20 protein-coding genes are annotated in these 18,809 nt (G+C 49.6%); 19 read left to right on the top strand and 1 reads right to left on the bottom strand.

What is annotated here, in order from left to right; genetic code table 11:
- Positions 1–39 precede the first annotated feature (39 nt).
- From PGL01S_RS12930 to PGL01S_RS12910, 5 genes are all read left to right on the top strand, one after another.
- Positions 40–462, top strand: coding sequence for a DUF350 domain-containing protein (locus PGL01S_RS12930; RefSeq protein ID WP_116393884.1), 423 nt, complete (start codon positions 40–42; stop codon positions 460–462).
- Between the two features lie 213 nt (positions 463–675).
- Positions 676–1,185, top strand: coding sequence for a hypothetical protein (locus PGL01S_RS12925; protein WP_127495038.1), 510 nt, complete (start codon positions 676–678; stop codon positions 1,183–1,185).
- 71 nt (positions 1,186–1,256) lie between these two features.
- On the top strand, positions 1,257–2,546 hold the full coding sequence (locus PGL01S_RS12920) for an MFS transporter (protein ID WP_127495037.1): 1,290 nt from the start codon (positions 1,257–1,259) through the stop codon (positions 2,544–2,546).
- Positions 2,547–2,735: 189 nt separating this feature from the next.
- Positions 2,736–3,653, top strand: coding sequence for a cysteine synthase A (cysK, locus tag PGL01S_RS12915; protein ID WP_127495036.1), 918 nt, complete (start codon positions 2,736–2,738; stop codon positions 3,651–3,653).
- A gap of 15 nt (positions 3,654–3,668) precedes the next feature.
- Positions 3,669–4,508, top strand: a complete 840-nt coding sequence (locus tag PGL01S_RS12910; RefSeq protein ID WP_127495035.1) for an SDR family oxidoreductase — start codon at positions 3,669–3,671, stop codon at positions 4,506–4,508.
- Positions 4,509–4,546: 38 nt separating this feature from the next.
- On the opposite strand, the gene PGL01S_RS12905 is transcribed toward PGL01S_RS12910, so the two are convergent.
- Entirely contained in the window at positions 4,547–5,611 is a 1,065-nt protein-coding gene (locus PGL01S_RS12905; protein WP_127495034.1) for a CotH kinase family protein, read from the bottom strand.
- A 317-nt stretch (positions 5,612–5,928) separates the two neighbouring features.
- Here PGL01S_RS12905 and PGL01S_RS12900 point away from each other — a divergent pair, with 317 nt between their 5' ends.
- From PGL01S_RS12900 to PGL01S_RS12835, 14 genes are all read left to right on the top strand, one after another.
- On the top strand, positions 5,929–6,678 hold the full coding sequence (locus tag PGL01S_RS12900; RefSeq protein WP_127495033.1) for a hypothetical protein: 750 nt from the start codon (positions 5,929–5,931) through the stop codon (positions 6,676–6,678).
- Between the two features lie 79 nt (positions 6,679–6,757).
- On the top strand, positions 6,758–7,423 hold the full coding sequence (locus PGL01S_RS12895) for a YwrJ family protein (RefSeq protein WP_116393878.1): 666 nt from the start codon (positions 6,758–6,760) through the stop codon (positions 7,421–7,423).
- A 108-nt stretch (positions 7,424–7,531) separates the two neighbouring features.
- Positions 7,532–8,662: a GerAB/ArcD/ProY family transporter gene (locus PGL01S_RS12890; protein WP_127495032.1), complete on the top strand. Its 1,131-nt coding sequence runs from the start codon at positions 7,532–7,534 to the stop codon at positions 8,660–8,662.
- Entirely contained in the window at positions 8,652–10,151 is a 1,500-nt protein-coding gene (locus PGL01S_RS12885; RefSeq protein ID WP_127495031.1) for a spore germination protein, read from the top strand. Before PGL01S_RS12890 ends, PGL01S_RS12885 begins: the two co-directional genes overlap by 11 nt.
- Complete coding sequence (locus PGL01S_RS12880; protein ID WP_127495030.1) at positions 10,148–11,323, top strand: Ger(x)C family spore germination protein; 1,176 nt, start codon at positions 10,148–10,150, stop codon at positions 11,321–11,323. The genes PGL01S_RS12885 and PGL01S_RS12880 overlap by 4 nt, the downstream gene beginning before the upstream one ends.
- Before the next feature lie 65 nt (positions 11,324–11,388).
- Complete coding sequence (locus PGL01S_RS12875; RefSeq protein WP_116393874.1) at positions 11,389–11,610, top strand: hypothetical protein; 222 nt, start codon at positions 11,389–11,391, stop codon at positions 11,608–11,610.
- Between the two features lie 54 nt (positions 11,611–11,664).
- A complete protein-coding gene (locus PGL01S_RS12870; RefSeq protein ID WP_116393873.1) occupies positions 11,665–12,051 on the top strand; it encodes a spore coat protein in 387 nt (128 codons plus the stop codon).
- Between the two features lie 94 nt (positions 12,052–12,145).
- On the top strand, positions 12,146–12,637 hold the full coding sequence (locus tag PGL01S_RS12865; protein ID WP_015843024.1) for an Lrp/AsnC family transcriptional regulator: 492 nt from the start codon (positions 12,146–12,148) through the stop codon (positions 12,635–12,637).
- A gap of 13 nt (positions 12,638–12,650) precedes the next feature.
- Positions 12,651–13,859 carry an aminotransferase class I/II-fold pyridoxal phosphate-dependent enzyme gene (locus PGL01S_RS12860; RefSeq protein ID WP_127495029.1) on the top strand — a complete coding sequence of 403 codons (1,209 nt, stop codon included), beginning with the start codon at positions 12,651–12,653 and terminating at the stop codon, positions 13,857–13,859.
- 111 nt (positions 13,860–13,970) lie between these two features.
- Entirely contained in the window at positions 13,971–14,552 is a 582-nt protein-coding gene (locus PGL01S_RS12855; protein WP_127495028.1) for a cob(I)yrinic acid a,c-diamide adenosyltransferase, read from the top strand.
- Positions 14,549–15,499, top strand: a complete 951-nt coding sequence (locus tag PGL01S_RS12850; protein WP_127495027.1) for an RluA family pseudouridine synthase — start codon at positions 14,549–14,551, stop codon at positions 15,497–15,499. The genes PGL01S_RS12855 and PGL01S_RS12850 overlap by 4 nt, the downstream gene beginning before the upstream one ends.
- Before the next feature lie 17 nt (positions 15,500–15,516).
- The gene (locus PGL01S_RS12845; RefSeq protein WP_127495026.1) at positions 15,517–15,879 is read left to right on the top strand and encodes an arsenate reductase family protein; all 363 of its coding nucleotides are present in this window, start codon (positions 15,517–15,519) and stop codon (positions 15,877–15,879) included.
- Positions 15,880–15,883: 4 nt separating this feature from the next.
- Entirely contained in the window at positions 15,884–17,077 is a 1,194-nt protein-coding gene (locus PGL01S_RS12840) for an aminotransferase class I/II-fold pyridoxal phosphate-dependent enzyme (protein ID WP_127495025.1), read from the top strand.
- Between the two features lie 660 nt (positions 17,078–17,737).
- Positions 17,738–18,595 (top strand): 5'-3' exonuclease, encoded by an 858-nt coding sequence (locus PGL01S_RS12835; RefSeq protein ID WP_127495024.1) that lies wholly within the window; start codon positions 17,738–17,740, stop codon positions 18,593–18,595.
- The last annotated feature ends 214 nt before the right edge of the window (positions 18,596–18,809 follow it).

Raw genomic sequence — 18,809 nt, 5'->3', positions numbered from 1 at the left:
GCTTGCGGCACGGCAAGCAAGCCTTTGGGAGTGATAAGGATGGGTAATGAAGTGGATCGTTTGCTCAGCAATTCTTATGCGGCATCTCTCGTTTATGTATCGCTGGTTGTCCTGTCGCTTATCGTCTTTTTGTCCGTGTTTGAGCTTGTGACCCGTTATAATTGCTGGAAGGAAATCAAGAACGGCAACGTAGCGGTAGCTATGGCGACAAGCGGGAAAATATTCGGGATATGCAATATTTTCAGGTTTTCCATTGAGGCGAAAGTTTCCGTGTACGAAAGTCTGATCTGGGGGATATTCGGCTTTATCATATTGCTTGCCGCCTATTTCTTGTTTGAGTTTCTTACGCCGGTGTTCAAGATCGATGACGAAATCGCTAAGGATAACCGGGCGGTAGGATTTATTGCCATGATTATTTCCATTTCTTTGTCTTATGTTATCGGAGCAACGGTTATATTGTAAGCGGCATAGGCTTGCGTAAGCTTATGCTTCCGAAGTAAGAATTGCTTCGCAATTCTTTAAGCGTATGCTTTCGAAGTAAGAATTGCTTCGCAATTCTTTTTAGGAGGGCAGTCATGAAGTATTTATGGGGAATTTTACTCGCGATTGCAATTATATTTTTTGGATTAGGCGTTATCTATATTTTGAACAATTAAGCTTGTGGAGGGTTTTGGAATGGAAGAGCAAACAATTTGCCCATGGTGCGATACCGAAATTGTATGGGATGAGGAAATCGGGCCGGAGAAGCATTGTCCGCATTGCGAGAATGAACTAAGCGGCTATCGTACGATGCAGATCGGGATCGACCGCGATGAAGACGAGCAGGACGACAACTGGGACGAGGAGCAGGAAGAGCAAAAGCAGGATGATTCCTATAACGATGAATCCAACGAAGGCTTCCGTCAAATGAATGTATCCTGGCTTGCGGCGGAAGAAACGATCCGTCAAATAACGGACAGTCAGGAAGAAGCGCCGGAATGTCCTTCTTGCCGTGAATATATGCTGGAAGCGGGTAAACAAACGGTATCGCTTCAGCCAACGGTGCATGCCGTAACCGGTAAACCCGTTATCCAATCGCCGTTTGAGACCGTAACTTATATCTGTCCGTCCTGCTTCCAGACTTCGACGGTTCTAAGCGAGAAAGCCCGGAACCAGATGCTGGAGCTGCTTGCGCCAAAAGAGTAATTACTGGAAAACGGCATGCGGCCTGCTTAATTGGGAAACCTAACGGAACATCACTGTTAGGAGGAATCGGATTGAAGCAGAGTCATCATGGCGTTAAGACCGGCGGGCGTATGCCTGGCAGATCAGTCGGCCGCGTTGTCCAGGGTTCACGCCACGGCGGGGCGATGGATGCGCAGGCCATCCTGCTGCTGACGGTACAAGGTCTGTTTGGCGTAGCAAGCGCGCTGTCCGGAACGTTCATCCCGGTCTATCTCTGGAAAGCAAGCCAGTCCTTTATGCTAATTGGCTGGTACACGCTTGGGCAATACATAACAAGCGGCATCATCTTTTGGCTGGCAGGCAAATGGGTGAAGGAACATCATAAAATGTACAGCCTCCGTCTTGGCATCGTGCTGTCGGGGGCGTTTTATTTTATGGTACTCATGCTGGGCCAGCAGGCCAAAACCTACAGCATACCTCTCGGCATGCTAAGCGGTATGGCATTAGGCTTTTATTGGATGGCTTACAATGTGGTTTATTTCGAAATTACCGAGCCGGATAACCGCGACCGGTTTAATGGAATAGCAGGCATATTAGGATCATTGTCGGGGATTATTGCCCCATGGGTGTCGGGTTTCCTGATTACGACGCTGCATGGCGAGCGCGGTTACAAGCTTATTTTTACGATTTCCCTTGTTATCTTTGGTCTGGCCGTTGTCGGCAGCTTCTGGCTGAAGAACCGCGGCGTTATAGGAGAGAAGTACAAATGGTTCCTTGGACTTCAAGAACTGAAAGAAAAGGGAAATCCATGGCGGCGGATGTTTGGTGCTATCGTCGCTCAAGGCGTTCGCGAAGGCGTCTTTATGTTCCTGATTGGACTTGTCATCTATATCGCAACTAAAAACGAAGGAAAATTGGGGAATTTCTCGCTGATTACTTCCCTTGTTGCCCTCATCAGCTTCTGGTTTGTCGGCAAGCGCCTCAAACCGAGCAACCGCAGAATCGCGATGCTGGCAGGTACGATCATGATTGGTCTGATCATTCTTCCGTTGTTCTATAAAGTCACCTATAGCACATTGCTGATCTTCGGCATAGGAACTTCCTTGTTTATACCGTTGTACATTATTCCGATGACATCCCGGGTGTTCGACCTGATCGGCCACTCCGAGGAAAGCGCCGTTAATCGCGAAGAGTTAATCGTTCTCCGCGAGGCCGGCCTCATTATAGGCCGTGTCATCGGTCTAGCCGCTTATCTGGTTGTCGTATCCCAGACGCAGACGCCGGCGGCTATCGTTACTCTAATGTTTTGTGTTGGTATCGTTCCAATCGCCGGATGGTTTTTTATCCGGCCGTTCCTTTCGGCCAACAATAAATTTCGTTAATAATTTTCGAACGCAATTCAAATCGTAGCGCGAAGCGAAACTATTAGGAATGAGAAGCGCAGCGCTCGCCTTTGTCTCCAAATTTCAACCGCTAAAGCGGTTTCTAAATGAAGAAATTTGGAGACAACCGCGATCGAATCCTAATAGTTTCGTGTAGCTGGCCTCACGATTTGAAACAAAGGAGAATTTATGCCACGTATAGTGTCCACCATCATCGACCTCATCGGCGAAACGCCAGTCATCAGGCTTAACCGGCTTATTCAACCGGGAAGCGCGGAAGTGTGCGTTAAGCTGGAGCGGTTCAATCCGAGCGGCAGCGTGAAAGACCGCGCCGCGTCGGCTCTTATCGAAGCGGCCGAGCGTCAAGGTTTAATCTCCCCGGGCAGTACCATTATCGAGCCGACCAGCGGGAATACCGGTATTGGCCTGGCGATGAATGCGGCTGCCAAGGGCTACAAGCTTATCCTGATCATGCCGGACAATATGTCAGCGGAGCGAATCAAGCTGCTGCAGGCATACGGGGCTGACGTTGTTTTGACCCCGGCCGCGGAAAGAATGCCGGGAGCCATCCGCAAGGCGCTGGAGCTGCAAGCCGAAATACCGGGCAGCTTTATTCCGAACCAGTTCGAGAACCATGCCAACCCGGACATCCACCGGACTACAACCGCGGTAGAGATCCTGGAGCAAACGGGCGGCAAGCTTGATGCCTTTGTTGCGACTGCCGGAACGGGCGGGACCATTACCGGCACAGGCGAGACGCTGAAGGCCTCATTGCCTCATATCCATATCGCGGTTGTCGAACCTGCCGGTTCTCCCGTTCTTTCGGGAGGCCAGCCCGGTCCTCATAAGCTGGTTGGCACAAGTCCCGGATTTGTACCCGCGATCCTAAACACGGAAGTTTATGACGAGATTATTCAGGTAGCCGATGAAGATGCCATTCGGACGATGAGAGATCTTGCGCGTCTTGAAGGATTGCTGCTTGGACCGTCCTCCGGCGCTTCCGTTTGGGCGGCTATGCAGGTTGCCAAGAAGCTTGGAGAGGGCAAGCGTGTTTTATGCATCGCACCGGATACCGGCGAGCGGTATTTAAGCATGAATCTATTTTAAGGGAGGGATAGATGGTTGAATAAGACAATTGCGATTACAGGCGCTTCAACAGGAATCGGGCTGGCAACCGCATTGCTATTCGCCCATAAAGGCTGGTCGGTATTTGCGGGAACAAGGAATTTGGAGCGCGAGCGGCAACTGCATAACGTTGAAGGCCTGGAATGGCTGGAGATGGAGGTTACCGACCCGGCGTCGTTGCAAAAAGCGTTTGGACAGATCAATGACCGGACGGCCGGCAAGCTGGATGCGCTATTCTGCAATGCCGGCTTTGGATTTCTAAGAACGCTGGGACAAGCATCCATGGACGAAATTCGCAATGTATTCGAGACCAATGTATTTGGCGTTATTCATACCATCAAGGAAGCCTTGCCCATGCTTCGCGAAGCAGGCAAGTCGCATATTATGGCAACCTCCAGCGTAGGTGGATTAGTTGGCCAGCCGTTCAACGAAATCTACTGCTCCAGCAAGTTCGCGTTGGAGGGCCTGCTGGAAAGCCTAGCAACCTACTACAAACCTCTGTTTAATATCGATATTACCCTGGTTGAACCGGGAGCGATAGCGACCAACTTTAACGATACGGTCTTTAAACAGCTGGGCAGCACGGGCGGTATCCTGAACGATGAGTACAAAGCGTTAATCGACCGTTACGTGGAGCAGTTTTCCAAACGCAATGCGGTTCCGCAAACGGCCGAATCGGTCGCCGAGGTTGTGTTTAGCCTTGTTAGCCTCGAGGAGAAGCCGCTTCGCATCCGTACTTCGGAGGCGGCGGATAAATTTACGGCCTACAAGACCGAAAAGGATCCAACCGGCCTTAACGGGATGCTGAATGTCCGCAAGCTTCATCTGGGCTTATAATCGCCTCGAGTTCTGTCCGAAAAGAAAGCCCTTAAAGCTTATTTCCAAGCTTTAAGGGCTTCTTTAATAAGTCCGCGGCGTTCTCTTACATAATCGAGTATAAAAGAAGGCTCGTCGAGAAACGTGTCGTAGCTGCTTTTGCGGGTAAAATCATCACGGATTGCCGGCGTGATCTCTTTGTATAAGCGGGTAATCATAGGATCGATCCGCTCAACGGTAAAGGCTGTTTTCAATAGTCTATGCAGGATTGCGCGGTATCTTTGGCGGCAGGAAGAGAATTTAAACAGCTTGCCGGTCAGACTATTATAGCCTTGCAGCCTTACAAGATCGCTGCCGCATGGCTTTCCGTAGCAGTTTCTACCCCAGGTTCCCTCGTAATCCCAAGGAATAATTCGATATTTGCTTGTTTTCTTATGCTCATAGAGGGCATAGTTCTGATCAAAGCCGTCGTAGTTGCCGGTAAGAACCGCTCCGGCCAGCCACAATAAATATTGATTGATATCCAGCCGTTTGGCCGTATAGACGCTCAACTGTTTGCTAGAGAGGGAGTTGATATTGCGAATGAAACGGACCAGCCGGTATTTTGTGTTTGTTTGTCCGTTCACGATTTCATATCCGTCAAATAGCGAGTCTTTTTTCGCATTTGTATTCTGATCGACAAGACTGAAATCCGCGCTGTCATTAACGGCATAGATCAAGGAGGTATAACCGATACCTCTTTTTCTAAAGAACCGCCGGTCCACCGCTTCAATCTCCAAATAAACCCCTTGCTCATAACCGTTAATCTCGACGGAGATATGCTGGGTTTCCGGGGACGGCACTCCAATGAGGTTGAAAAATTGAAAGGATAAGGCGTTGCGGATCATGGATGGATCGTCGAATTCCGCGTTCCAGTGCAGCGTTTTGCCCCCGTCTAGCCTGATCTCGAACGATTTTTTCGTGTAATTGCGCGTATGGCCGCCCCGAATGCCGCAAGTCCCCGAATAGCTTTTTCCATCTATTTCAATATGGATGGGTTTAAACGATTTGCTCCAAGGATTGTTCTTCAAATCCCACAGATCATCCTCGTCAATTTCAATTTTACGTATAGGCAGCTGTGCCACGGGCTTCACCCCTTAAGACCGAAGTCAAAGCCTATCGTGGCCGATAGGCTCCTGTGCTTATTTACGGTATTCGGGAAAGGGGGAGAATGACACCCGCTAGTGATGAAATTGTTTATTTCTTCTTTTTGTCCGCATAAATGGTTACTAATCTAGTACCTCTCCTATACGGGTTACATATAAATATATTACAAACCGTCACCAATGGTAGATGACTAGATAGCGAAACACCAGGAAGTTCAGCCTATTAGTGGTAGAAGGTCAATTGGATGGCACGGTTGTAAATCTATTAAGAGAAAGTTATCGGAGGGATTTATTACATGTACGGATGCAATTGGCAGCAAGGTAGCAACAACAGCGGCGGTCACCAATGGCACAAGAGTCACAAAAGCCACAGAAGCAATGGCAAAAGCACAGGAACAGGCAACACAGGAACAGGCAGCAACACTGAACTTAGAAACTTGGTAGGCGAAACTGTCAGAATCAACCGTGGCGGTCCGGAATCTCTGGAAGGCAAACTGCTCGCAGTTAAAAACGATTACCTGGTTCTTGCGACAAAAGAAGGCGTTGTATACGTTGACCTCAGCCATGTTAAAAGCGTAACAGGATTTGCTACAAGCAAAAGCGGCGGTACCAGCACTGATTTTATCAACGCGAACAACTTCAGAGGCGTTATTAATGCTTTAACGAAAGAATTCGTGCAAATCAACTGGGGCGGGCCGGAAAAGGTAGAAGGCTTCCTCGCTGAAGTACAAGGCAACACAGCACTCGTTGTAGCAGCAAATAATCAAGTTGTTTATCTCCTGGTTGACCACATCAAAACAATCAAAAAATTCGGCGGCAAATCCGGCGGCAACAAGAGCGGCGGCAACCAAGGCGGCAACCAAGGCGGCAACCAAGGCGGTAACAAATCCGGCGGCAACAAAAACAACAACAAATCGGGCAATAAAAACAACAACAAATCCGGCGGCAACAAATCGGGCAACCGTACCGGTGCTCAAGCTCAAGGGCAGTCGACAGGCAACAAATCAAAAAAATCCGGTAGCAGCAACCGCTCGAAAAAAGGCTAATCGATAGATAGAAGCCGGGCATTTACTTTAGTGTCCGGCTTCCTTAATAGATGAAGCTTTTGAAAAGGAGGTCGAGCAGTTGAAAAACCAGCATCCATTCCTCGATTCACAGGTTGAGCTTGTTATTTCCGGAAGAGCGGGCATACGCGGCAAGCTGATTGATTTTGGCCCCGATATACTTGTGCTTTACAACGGCACCCAGTTTTTTTACGTACCGCTGATCCATTTGCAGCAAATGAGAATTGTGCAGGATGAAAATCAAAACTACAGCAGTACGCCGGAGCTACCTTTCGAATCGTATAACGACTCCATATCTTTCCGCAAAATTTTATTGAATTCCAAAGGCATGTTTTCGGAAATTTATATTACCGGCAATCAATCCATACATGGCTATGTGACGGCAGTCATGAACGATTTCTTTGTTTTTTATTCGCCGGTCTACCATTCCGTCATGATCTCCATGCGGCATCTTAAATATCTGGTACCGTATAACGCCAATGTTACCCCTTACTCGTTGTCATCCGAACAATTTCCGCTCAAGCCAACGCCCTTAACCCTTGCCCGAACCTTTGATCAGCAGCTGCGCAAACATATCGGACAATTCGTCGTTCTTGATCTGGGGGAGAATCCTAGAAAAACAGGTGTCCTCAAAAATGTCGATTTGAACCTGCTTGAACTTGCGGATGCGAGTGGATCATCGGTGTTTATCCATTTTGATCACGTCAAAACGATTCACCTGCCATAAACGGTAAAGCCCTTTTGATCGCGTCCAGCAATCAAAGGGCTTTTTTCCATAGATAAGGAAATGCATCACTTTTCTTCCTAAGGGGAATGCTGGAAGCGAAGGTGGTGAATGTCTGTGCAGCTAAATGCGAAGCCTATCGGTTTATGGCCAATTGTTATGATGACTCTGCTCAGCGTTGGCCTTGTCAATCACGTCATCGTAGTGCCCCTGCTGCTTGCCGAAGCGAAAAGAGATGCATGGCTGAGTATTCCGGTTGCGCTTATTATCGCGCTTCCCATTGCCGTGTTTCCTTTGCAGCGCGTGATGTTCAAGATGAACAGAGTACGCTTTGACGAATGGCTCGGGCAACGTGTTCCGACTTTTTTTGTATGGTTGATTCTCGCAATTATTAATTTGGCTTTGCTTTTCGTCGCTTTCGGATCTTTGGTAGACGTTGTCGCCTGGACATCCAATACCTATTTGCCGTTGACACCGCAATACGTGGTTCTGTTTATTTTCTGCTTTATCTGCATGTTTGCGGCTATGAACGGACTGCGCACGATTGCTTATGTATCCTGCATTCTGCTTCCAATCGTTGTAGTGCTGGGAGACTTTGTCATGTCAGCCAACATGCCGTCCAAGGATTACCGGTACTTGCTGCCGATGTTCGAAATGGGGATGTACCCGATACTCAAAGGTTCTGTCTATTCCCTTAGCGCATTTATGGAACTGTCCTTCCTGCTTCTTATCCAACATGAAATGAAGAGAAGCTTTAAGAAGTGGCATCTCCTGCTGCTGACCATCATGCTCATGCTCTTGACCCTGGGCCCTACGGTAGGAGCTATTACTCTGTTTGGACCTGAAGAAGCAAGCATGATGCGTTATCCGGCTTATTCGCAATGGCGTCTAGTGAAGATTGGCAAATATTTCGAGCATGTTGATTTTTTTGCCGTGTTTCAATGGCTTTCCGGAGCGCTTATCCGGATATCGCTGCCACTCTATCTCATTCAGCTTTACGGACCGTTCAGGAAAATAAAGCGAAAATGGATCAGCATGCTGATCACCGTTTTTGTTTTGGCTATAGCAAGCATTACCGTTCTGATGCATATGAAGTGGTACATGATCCTAATGCACGCTTACTTTCAGGTTGCTTGGATTCTGTTTGGCGCCGTTCTTCTGCTGCTATGGATTCTCACGTTCCGCAAACCAAAAAAATCAGCTCAGCCGGAAACGCAAGGAGGTTACCGCAATGAGTCATGAACCGGACAAGCAACATCGCAAACGGGATCGTTTGGACCGAATTTATGAAGAATTGGCCGGTTCAGGGGACATCGTTATTCAAACGTTGGTGGTTGGCAAAGAAGAACCAAAGCGGGTATTTCGCATTCTGATGTGCAGCGGCATGGTGGATATGCAGACGGTATTTATCGCCTTGCTGCCGCAGCTTGACAAGCTGGCTGAGAGTTTAAACAAAAACTTCGGAGCGCTGGATCAGGCAGAGGCTGCGCGGGAACCGGTTGTGATGGACAAGAACAATCTGCACAAGGAAGGCCATTCGTTTGGCGCGCGTCTTTCGCTCGATAATGAACGGGAGGTCGCTTTCTTTTTTTCCAACCTTTACTCGGGCAGCGTCATCGTTATCGACGATGCTACGCGCTCGGTATATTCCTTCGATATCGCAAGCATTCCGGGGCGCCAGCCCGAAGAATCAACGATGGAGCTGTCGGTCAAAGGGCCGCGGGACGGGTTTGTGGAAAGTCTAGCTACCAATATTGCTCTTATCCGGAGAAGACTGCGCACGCCGGATCTGAATGTGGAATATATGAAAATCGGAACCGAGTCTCAGACGGAAATTTCGATGATGTTCATGAGAAGCAAAGCGGAGCCGTCCTTGGTCAGAGAAGCTAAAAAAAGGCTGGATGAGATTCATATCGAAGCCTTGTACAGCTCTTCCGAGCTGGAGGAGCTTGTGTCGGACAGGCCCAACAGTCTGTTCCCGCTCGTTGATTACATTGGCCGTCCCGACTACGTCGTTCAGGCGTTAATGCAAGGCAGAGTTTGTCTCCTGGTTGATGGCAATCCTTCGGTTATTATCCTGCCGGGTAATCTGACGCTCCTTGTAAAATCCCCGGAGGATGCCCATCTTCCTTATTACTATGTAACCCTGGAGCGGCTGCTTCGTTTTATCGGATTTGTACTGGCTATTTGTCTCCCGGGCTTTTGGGTCGCTTTATCGGCCTATAATACGGATCAAATACCGTTTACGCTGCTAGCTACCGTTACGAACTCCAGAATCGGTCTGCCGATATCGGCCACGATGGAAATGTTTCTCATGATGGCGATGTTCGAGTTGTTCCGGGAGGCTGGCGTGAGGCTGCCCCGGCCCGTTGGCCAAACGGTGTCCGTCGTTGGCGGGCTCATTATCGGGGATGCTGCCATACGGGCAGGCATAACCTCTCCGACGATGCTTGTGGCAGCTGCTATTACGGCAGTCTCCACCTTTACGCTGGTTAATCAGACCTTAAGCGGAACCGTCAGCATATTACGATTTTTCGTGTTGACCCTCTCGTCGATGTTCGGGATCTTCGGCTTCTTTGTCAGCGTGTTTTTAATCCTGATCTATATGTGTTCGCTTGAAACGTTTAATCAGAATTACATGCAGCCCATTGCCCCGATTAAATGGAGGGAATTAGTGACGGGATTATTCCAGAAGCCTTGGAAGTCCAGAGCAAAAGGTGAGAAGCCATGACGGTTCATGCGAAAATTCGAAGCTATGCGAAAGCGGCTAAAGCCGCTCTGGCCGTTTGCGTGATGCTTGTAACAGGCGGCTGCTGGGACGAAGTGAATTTGCAGGATGTCAGTTACATATCGGCTATCGGCGTCGACTATGTTGACGATAAATTCGTTGTGTACGCCCAAATGATATCATTTGGCGTCATCGCCAAGCAGGAAGGCAGCGCACCGCCGCCAGGCAGCCCGATATGGATAGGAAAGCATGAAGGCAATACCAATCTTGCTGCGGTGTTTAATTTAATGGATTCTTCCCAGTACAAGCTGTCGCTTAATCACTTGAAGTCGGTCGTGATCCACGAACGCGCCTTCAAAGAAATGAAGCAAATCATCGACAGTCTTAACCGGCTTAGCTCCACCCGATTCAATTCCTTTATATTTGGAACCAAAACAGACATTAACGAGTTGTTTACGATGGATATGCTGTTTAACAAAACGCCGCTGACAACGCCGCTTTACGCACCTCAAATCGAGAATAACCAGAACAGCTATGTCGAGCCGATGACCCTGCAGTCATTCGTGCGCGATGCTCTTGAACCGGCTATGTCCGTCAAGCTTCCTTCGCTTTCGATTCTGCCGGATGACTGGGAGAACAATAAAAAGAAGCTAAACTTTTTAACCATTGATGGCGTGTTTTTATTTAATGAGAAGAAACCGTCCGGTTATATGTCCAGGGCAAAGTCCGAAGGGCTAATCTGGATTGACGAAGCATTCAAACGTTCCCTCATTCCAATCCAGGTTGACGACAAAAGAGCCTCCGTTGTTGTTGATTCGGCAAACTCGAAGGTAAAGGCCAGCATGGATAATAACAACCCTCATTTCGTATTAAAGGTTAATCTGTCCGGGCATTTAATTGAAGCATCAAGCGATGTGACAGACGAGGAGCTTATTGAGCAAGTGGAGAAGACTGTGAAAAAACAGCTGAAGGACACTTACGCGAGGGGATTAGCGCTCAATGCCGATATTTATGATCTCGAGCATCAGTTGTACCGTCATCACAATAAGGCGTGGAAGCGCCTTGTTAAAGAAGATTGGAGGCCCGGTCCAAAAGATTTGACCATCGAAGTGAAGTGCAAGATTACGAAGGAATCGGAGCTCCGCACGAAATCCGAACTCAAGCTGCATACATAATCCATGGGAGTTACGACCATAATACGTATGCTATCCCAAACTTGGCATGAAGGAGACGAAAACATATGCTTCAAGCTCTAACCGCGAAGGAACTGGAATATATCGCGGACTCGTTGTCCAATGAAGATCTGCTGATCAAGCAAAATGCACTGCTTGCGTCCCTAGCGACTAACCCGACATTAAGACAAGCCGGCATGGCGGAATTGCAAACGCATCAGCAGCATTATCAAACGTTGATGCAGGCACTGCAGCAGCATCAGCATTTGGCGCCAACGCAACCACAATAACTACTTACGAAGCATAAGTGGCTTCGCAATTTATTTTAGGAGGGTCCATCAACCATGTACCAACAACAGCATCATTTGCCGGATGAAGATTTGGCTTATACCGTACTTGCCGATCTGAAACGGGTTGTACGCGAGTATGCGACGGCTGCGACGGAATCGACTTGCCCGGAAGTGCGTCAAATGTTCACCCATCTGCTGAACAGCACGCTGAAGCTGCAAGGGAACTTGTTCCAAGCGATGCAGTCTCAAAATATGTACAGCACGGCTTCTTCCGCGCTTCGTCAGGAAATCGACAAGCAAACGAAGGAATATCAGCAAACCCAGCAAAAAACGACTCAATATTTACAGCAGCGCATGGGCAACTCCCAGCCGTCGTTCCCGCAGTACGGCCAGTTCCAGCAACAGCAGCAGAACCAGTCGCATCAGCCTTTCTACATGTAAAGACCCTTCGGGGTCTTTCGTTTTTTTTCTTTGCAGGAACCTATAATTCGTTGTAAAATATTTTAATAACCGCAGTTTTGGAAGGAGTTTGACGATGAACGAACTACAGCTGAAAGTGCTGGAGCTGCTCAAGGAAGACGCGCGACGCGACGCCGACCTGATTGCCGCCATGCTGAATGAGCCGGTGGAGAGCGTGAAGCAGGCAATCGCCTACATGGAAGAAGAACATATCATCGTTAAATATGCCACGGTAGTAAACTGGAGCAAGGTTGATGACGAGAAGGTTACGGCATTGATCGAGGTTCAAATTACGCCTGAGCGCGGACGCGGCTTTGAAGGCATCGCCGAGCGCATATACTTATATCCGGAAGTGAAATCGGTCTATCTGATGTCCGGGGCATACGACTTGCTTGTCGAGATTGAAGGTAAGAATCTGAAAGAGGTTGCCTCTTTTGTTTCCAATAAACTATCACCGATCGACAAAGTGCTGTCGACAAAAACGAACTTTATTCTGAAAAAATACAAACAGGACGGAATTATCTTCGAGGAGCATGAAGGTGACCATCGATTGATGATTTCGCCATAAGAGGGTGATGGCTATGATTAAAGACGAGGTAACATCGAATCATCGCCAATCAATGGCTGATTATTTGTCGCCGCTTGCTCGGAGCATCAAACCGTCAGGCATCCGGCGCTTTTTTGATTTGGTTAGTACCCGTAAGGACGTAATTACGCTTGGCGTAGGCGAACCGGATTTCGTAACGCCATGGCATGTGCGCGACGCTGCTGTGTACGCGCTCGAGAAAGGCAAGACGCAATATACATCCAATGCCGGCATGCCGGAACTGCGAGAAGCGATTGGTCAATATTTGAACGATTCCTTTGCCGTTTCCTATAATCCGGCTAACGAGGTTCTGGTAACGGTCGGCGGCAGCGAGGCGATTGACCTTGCCCTGCGGGCCTTGATCAGCCCGGGCGACGAGATTCTTATTCCGGAGCCATGCTATATTTCCTATTCGCCAATTACGACGTTAAGCGGCGGGAAAGCCGTTGGCATCGAGACCTTTGCGAAGGATAATTTCAAGCTGAAGGCGGAATCGCTGCGTGCGGCGATAACGCCAAAGTCCAAGGTTCTTATTTTATGTTATCCAAGCAATCCAACCGGCGGCATTATGACCTACGAGGACTGGCTGCCAATCGCTAAGGTTGTCGAAGAGAACGACCTGATCGTTATTTCCGACGAAATCTACGCGGAGCTTACTTACGGCTCCAAGCATGTGAGCTTCGCTGCTATCCCCGGCATGAAGGACCGGACGCTTCTTGTGAGCGGATTCTCCAAGGCTTTTGCCATGACCGGCTGGCGGATGGGTTACGCATGCGGTCATCAGGATCTGATTGGCGCCATGCTGAAGATTCATCAATATACCGTTATGTGCGCGCCGATTATGGCTCAATATGCGGCGCTTGAAGCGTTGACTCCTCATGGCCTGGAAGAAAAGGACCGGATGATGGAGTCTTACAACCAGCGCAGAAGGCTTGTTGTGAAGGGCTTCCGGCAAATCGGACTGGAGTGCCACGAGCCGGAGGGAGCGTTTTACGCTTTCCCATCCATTACGTCAACGGGTCTAACCTCCGAGCAATTCGCGCAGCGGCTGCTGGAGGAAGGGAATGTCGCTGCTGTTCCCGGCGATGTATTTGGCCTAGGAGGCGAAGGACATCTGCGCTGCTCCTACGCAACATCGGTTGCCCAGCTTACGGAAGCACTTGACCGGATCGGACAATTTGTCCATAAGCTGAAGCAAGGCTAATAGCAGTAGTGGAAACAGGCAGGGCGCGCCCTTGCCTGTTTTTTTGCGAAATGAACAAGCAGATATATGGTATAGTGAAGGGAACTATACCCTTAGGAAGGGCTGATTGGTATGAAAATTTATACTCGTACGGGCGACAAGGGTCAAACCTCGCTTATTGGCGGTCGGGTTCGTAAAGACGATATCCGCGTTGAAGCTTATGGCACAATCGATGAGCTGAACTCCTTTGTCGGGCAGGCGGCAGCGGAGGCTGCCAAGCACGAGGAATTGAAGGATATGGCCGCGCTCCTCGTCGATATTATGCAGGAGCTGTTTGACTGCGGCTCGGACCTCGCCTATGCAAGCCCGGGGGCTCCGCTTAAAGTGACGGGAGAGGCGGCAGTCAGGCTTGAGGCGATGATCGATCAATATACCGACGAGGCGCCTGAGATTACAAGATTTATTTTGCCGGGTGGCAGCTCCGTATCGGCTTTGCTGCATGTATGCCGGACCGTATGCCGACGGGCGGAACGCCGCGTCGTTACGCTTGCAGCGGAGCATCCTGACAATCCGGCTAATCCGGAAGTGCAGAAATATTTAAACAGGCTGTCGGACTTTTTCTTCGCGGCGGCAAGAGCGGCGAACGCGAAGCTTGGCGTGCCCGATACCGAATACGTACGGAGTGCGGAAGTGTTCCGCAAGAAATCGAAATGACAGTAAAAGATATAGCGGGTTATTACAAAGCGCTGGCCGTTGAGGTCGGCGCTGATCTGGCAGGAAAAGACGTCAGGACGGTGCTGGAGCGGAAGCTGGGCGTATCCCGCTCGCTTCTGTCCCGGCTCAAGCTGACTGAATATGGCATTACCATTAACGGAGTTAGGGCATACACCACGGCGAAAGTGACCGAAGGAGATTTGGTCGCCATCCGGATGGAGGAAGAGATCTCGGAGGATATTTTGCCGCAGGATCTGCCTTTATCGATTGTGTTCGAGGACGATTATCTGCTTGTCGTGAACAAACCCGCGGGCATCATCGTCCATCCGACCAAAGGACATTACACCAACACGCTCGCGAACGGGATCGTCCATCATTGGCAGGTTAACGGTGAACGCGTCCGGTTCCGTCCGGTACATCGGCTGGACGAGGATACATCGGGACTTGTCGTCATTGCCAAAAATCCGTACATTCACCAGCAACTGTCCGAACAGCTGCAGGCCGGAACCATAATGAAAATGTATTGCGCCTACGTTTACGGTGCGCCATCCCCGGCAGAAGGAACGGTAGATGCGCCAATTGACCGCGACCCGGAGGATCCGCATGTTCGAATCGTAACGCTGGAAGGTTATCCTTCCGTTACGCATTACAAGACGACGGATGTATACGGCGAGGGACAGGCAGCAAGAGTGAGATTAAAGCTGGAGACGGGGCGCACTCATCAGATTCGCGTCCATATGAAGCATATCGGCTGTCCGCTGATTGGCGACGGCATGTACGGACGGCAGTCCGGCAAGGTAGACAAATGGGAGACAGCCGCCGGACGCCAGGCGCTTCATGCGGAGACGCTGGGATTGACGCATCCGATGACGAAGGAATGGATGGAGTGGACGGCTGCGCTGCCGCCTGATCTTGAGAAGCTGGAACTGGCGTTAAGAGAGTGCTAATAGGAGGATTTACACAGATGAGCAAGCTGACCATATATCAATATCCGAAATGCGGTACATGCCGCCAAGCCGTCAAATCGCTTCAAGCAAAGGGCAATGAGCTGGATCTGAAGCATATTGTGGAAGAGACGCCAACTCCCGCCGAACTGAAAGTGCTCGTACGAAACAGCGGATTGGAACTGAAGAAATTTTTTAACACTTCCGGCGAAGTGTACAAGGCGCTTGGCTTGAAGGACAAGCTTGGCAGCATGAGCGAGCAGGAGCAGCTTGAATTGCTGGCTTCCCATGGCATGCTGATCAAACGCCCAATCGTAACGGACGGCCAAAAAGTAACGGTTGGGTACAAGGAAGAACAATACGAGCAAGTATGGAACGGGTGATGGGATGAGGAAATCGTGGCGTTCTGAACGGTTGTCGCAGCTAGGCTCTTCGATCTTCGCCGAGGTCGCGGAGTGGAGAAAGGAAGCAGCCGGCAAAGGAAGGGACATTATCAACCTTGGCATCGGCAGTCCGGACAAGCCTCCAACGGAGGCAGTAAGAAAAGCGCTAAGCGAAGCAGCGCTGCGCACGGATATTTACGCTTATCCGGGTACGCATGGAAGTACGGGTTTTCGTAGGCAGGCAGCCGCCTGGATGGAGCATCGGTTCGGAGTAAAGCTGGATCCCGATCATGAGCTGGTCTCCCTGATGGGCTCGCAGGACGGCTTGTCCCATCTGGCTATGTCATTGTGTAATCCGGGAGATGTGGTTATCGTGCCCAATCCCGGTTATCCGATTTATACGGCGGCACTGGCATTGGCAGGCGTGGAGCCATATTTGCTGCCGCTGAAGGAAGAGAATCATTTTCTCCCTGATCTCGATTCCGTGCCGGTTGAAGTGTGGGAACGCGCAAAATTTATTTTGCTGAACTATCCGGGCAACCCTGTTTCGGCTGTTGTTGATCTTGCCTTCTTCGATCGATTGCTCGCTAAAGCGAGGCAATACGGAGTGCTGGTCGTCCATGATGCGGCATACTCCGAAATGGCCTTCGACGGACATGAACCCCCAAGCATATTGGCCGTTCCGGGAGCATTGGATGGAGCGGTAGAATTCCATTCTTTGTCCAAAAGTTTTAATATGGCCGGCTGCCGCATCGGTTTCCTTGCGGGGAATCGGGAAGCGGTTGGAGCGCTGCGAGAGCTGAAAGAAAATATAGACTATGGCGTATTTGGCGCTGTTCAGGAAGCGGGCGTAGCGGCACTGCAGGAGGCGATGTCCGATTCTGCGCCGCCTAAAGCCGGCGTATTATATGAACAGCGGCGGAATTCGTTTATCGAGGCATTGGCCGCTGAAGGCTGGGCTGTGGAAAAGCCGAAAGCGACCATGTTTGCGTGGGCAAAGCTGCCGGAACGCAGCGATGGCACAACATGGACTTCCCGCGAGTTCGCCCGCGGTCTGCTGGATCAGACGGGTGTTGTAGTTATACCGGGCGAAGCGTTTGGCAGCGAGGGCGAAGGGTATGTGCGGATTGCTTTGGTCGAAGACGAAGCAAGGCTGCGTGAGGCTGCTCGGCGGATCGGCGCATATTTGAAAAGCTAAGGATTGCGATGCGGCACTACGCAAATCAATACTCTTCCGATCGCTGTTGTCCCCGAATTTCTTCATTTGGAATCCGCTTTAGCGGATGAAATTCGGGGACAAAGGCGAACGCTGCGCTTCTCCAGAGTATTGATTCGCTTCGCTTCGTCCAAGCAATTTTATAGGGGCCGTTTGCATCACTCGTAACCTGAGTGATGCAGGTTCTTTATATGTCATCACTCGGAATACGAGTAATGGATCTTTGAATAGTTTGTCATCACTCGGGAATTGAGTGATGGTGTACGGTCCACGGCCGTACACGGTTTTGGCTTCATCTTCATGCAAATTCAGCGGCATTAAGAGAGGTTGGGAGCGAAGAAACGGAGCGAGTAAAGAGGTGGGGAGCGGGAAGCGGAGTAAGGGAATGTTCTTGAGAAGCGTAGCGTTCGCCTTTGTTTTCAAAGTTTATCATCCGACAAATTATAATCCGAGAAACTTTGAAAACAACAGCGATCGAAAGAATATTCCCTTACGCAGCGACCCCAGCGACCCATCCTCCCGAGAAAGCTTTTGCAGTGACCAGCCAGCGACCTAGCATCCAATGCCAGCTTTTGCATTACAATGAACGCCAAAACTGCTGTACAATAGAATTATATTATGGTGAAGAGGATGGCCTTTCGAATGAACGAAAATAAAATTCTTATCGTAGACGGAATGGCGCTGCTTTTCCGGGCCTTTTTCGCTCAGCAATACAGCGCTAGAAGAATGGCGGACGGAACGCCTACCAATGCGATCTACGGTTTTATGCAATATCTGTTTGACGCGGTGAACCAGTTCCAGCCCACCCACGTGGCGTGCTGCTGGGATATGGGGAGCAAAACGTTCCGAACCGAGATGTATTCGAATTACAAAGCGAACCGGCCGGAAGCTCCGGACGATTTGATCCCGCAGTTCTCGCTCGTGAAAGATATCGTAGCCGCGCTTGGCATTCCGAATATCGGAATCGAGGGTTACGAAGCGGACGATTGTATCGGCACGGTATCGAAGCAGCTTAGCCAAATGGCTCATGTATACATTCTGACGGGCGACCAGGATATGCTGCAGCTGGTTGAAGAACGTATTCATGTTGTTATCATGAAAAAAGGCAGAGGCAATTATGCGGTCTATGATCTAGGTTTTCTTAAAGAAGACAAAGGTATCCATCCTTTCCAAGTGATTGAGATGAAAGGCCTGACCGGTGATACAAGCGATAATTACCCGGGTGTCAAAGGGATTGGCGAGAAAACGGCTTTGAAGCTTCTACAGGAGTTTGAGTCAATCGATGGCATTTTGAGCAATCTGGACTCTGTGTCCAAGAGCATTAAAGCGAAGATTGAAGCGGATCTGGATATGCTGCATTTGTCCCGGACGCTGGCGCGAATTAACATCGAAGTGCCGGTTGCATGCAGTTTGGAAGAATGCGTATGGAGCGTACCTGCCGAAGCCGAAGTTGTATTTGAAAAATATCGTCTGGCCTCATTATTGAAAATTATCGTTTAAATTGAAGGCAGCTGCTTTGTGCAGCTGTCTTATTTTTTTGCCAAAAAATACTAAGTTTTTATTGCGAAGAAAGGAAACCGGAAAGAAATGTCGAACTGGTAACGAAGACCTATATTGGCTAAAAATAAGCAACTTCTCATGTTAGCATTGCCCATTGGTGATAACAGGGTGGCAGGGCGAATGAGAGGGTTTTTGGCGCGCGGAAACCGGCGGA

The sequence above is a fragment of the Paenibacillus glycanilyticus NBRC 16618 genome, assembly GCF_004000805.1.
GTDB lineage: Bacteria > Bacillota > Bacilli > Paenibacillales > Paenibacillaceae > Pristimantibacillus > Pristimantibacillus glycanilyticus.
The sequence above is the reverse complement of the archived record's forward strand: the minus strand, read 5'-3'. Positions and strand labels throughout refer to the sequence as shown.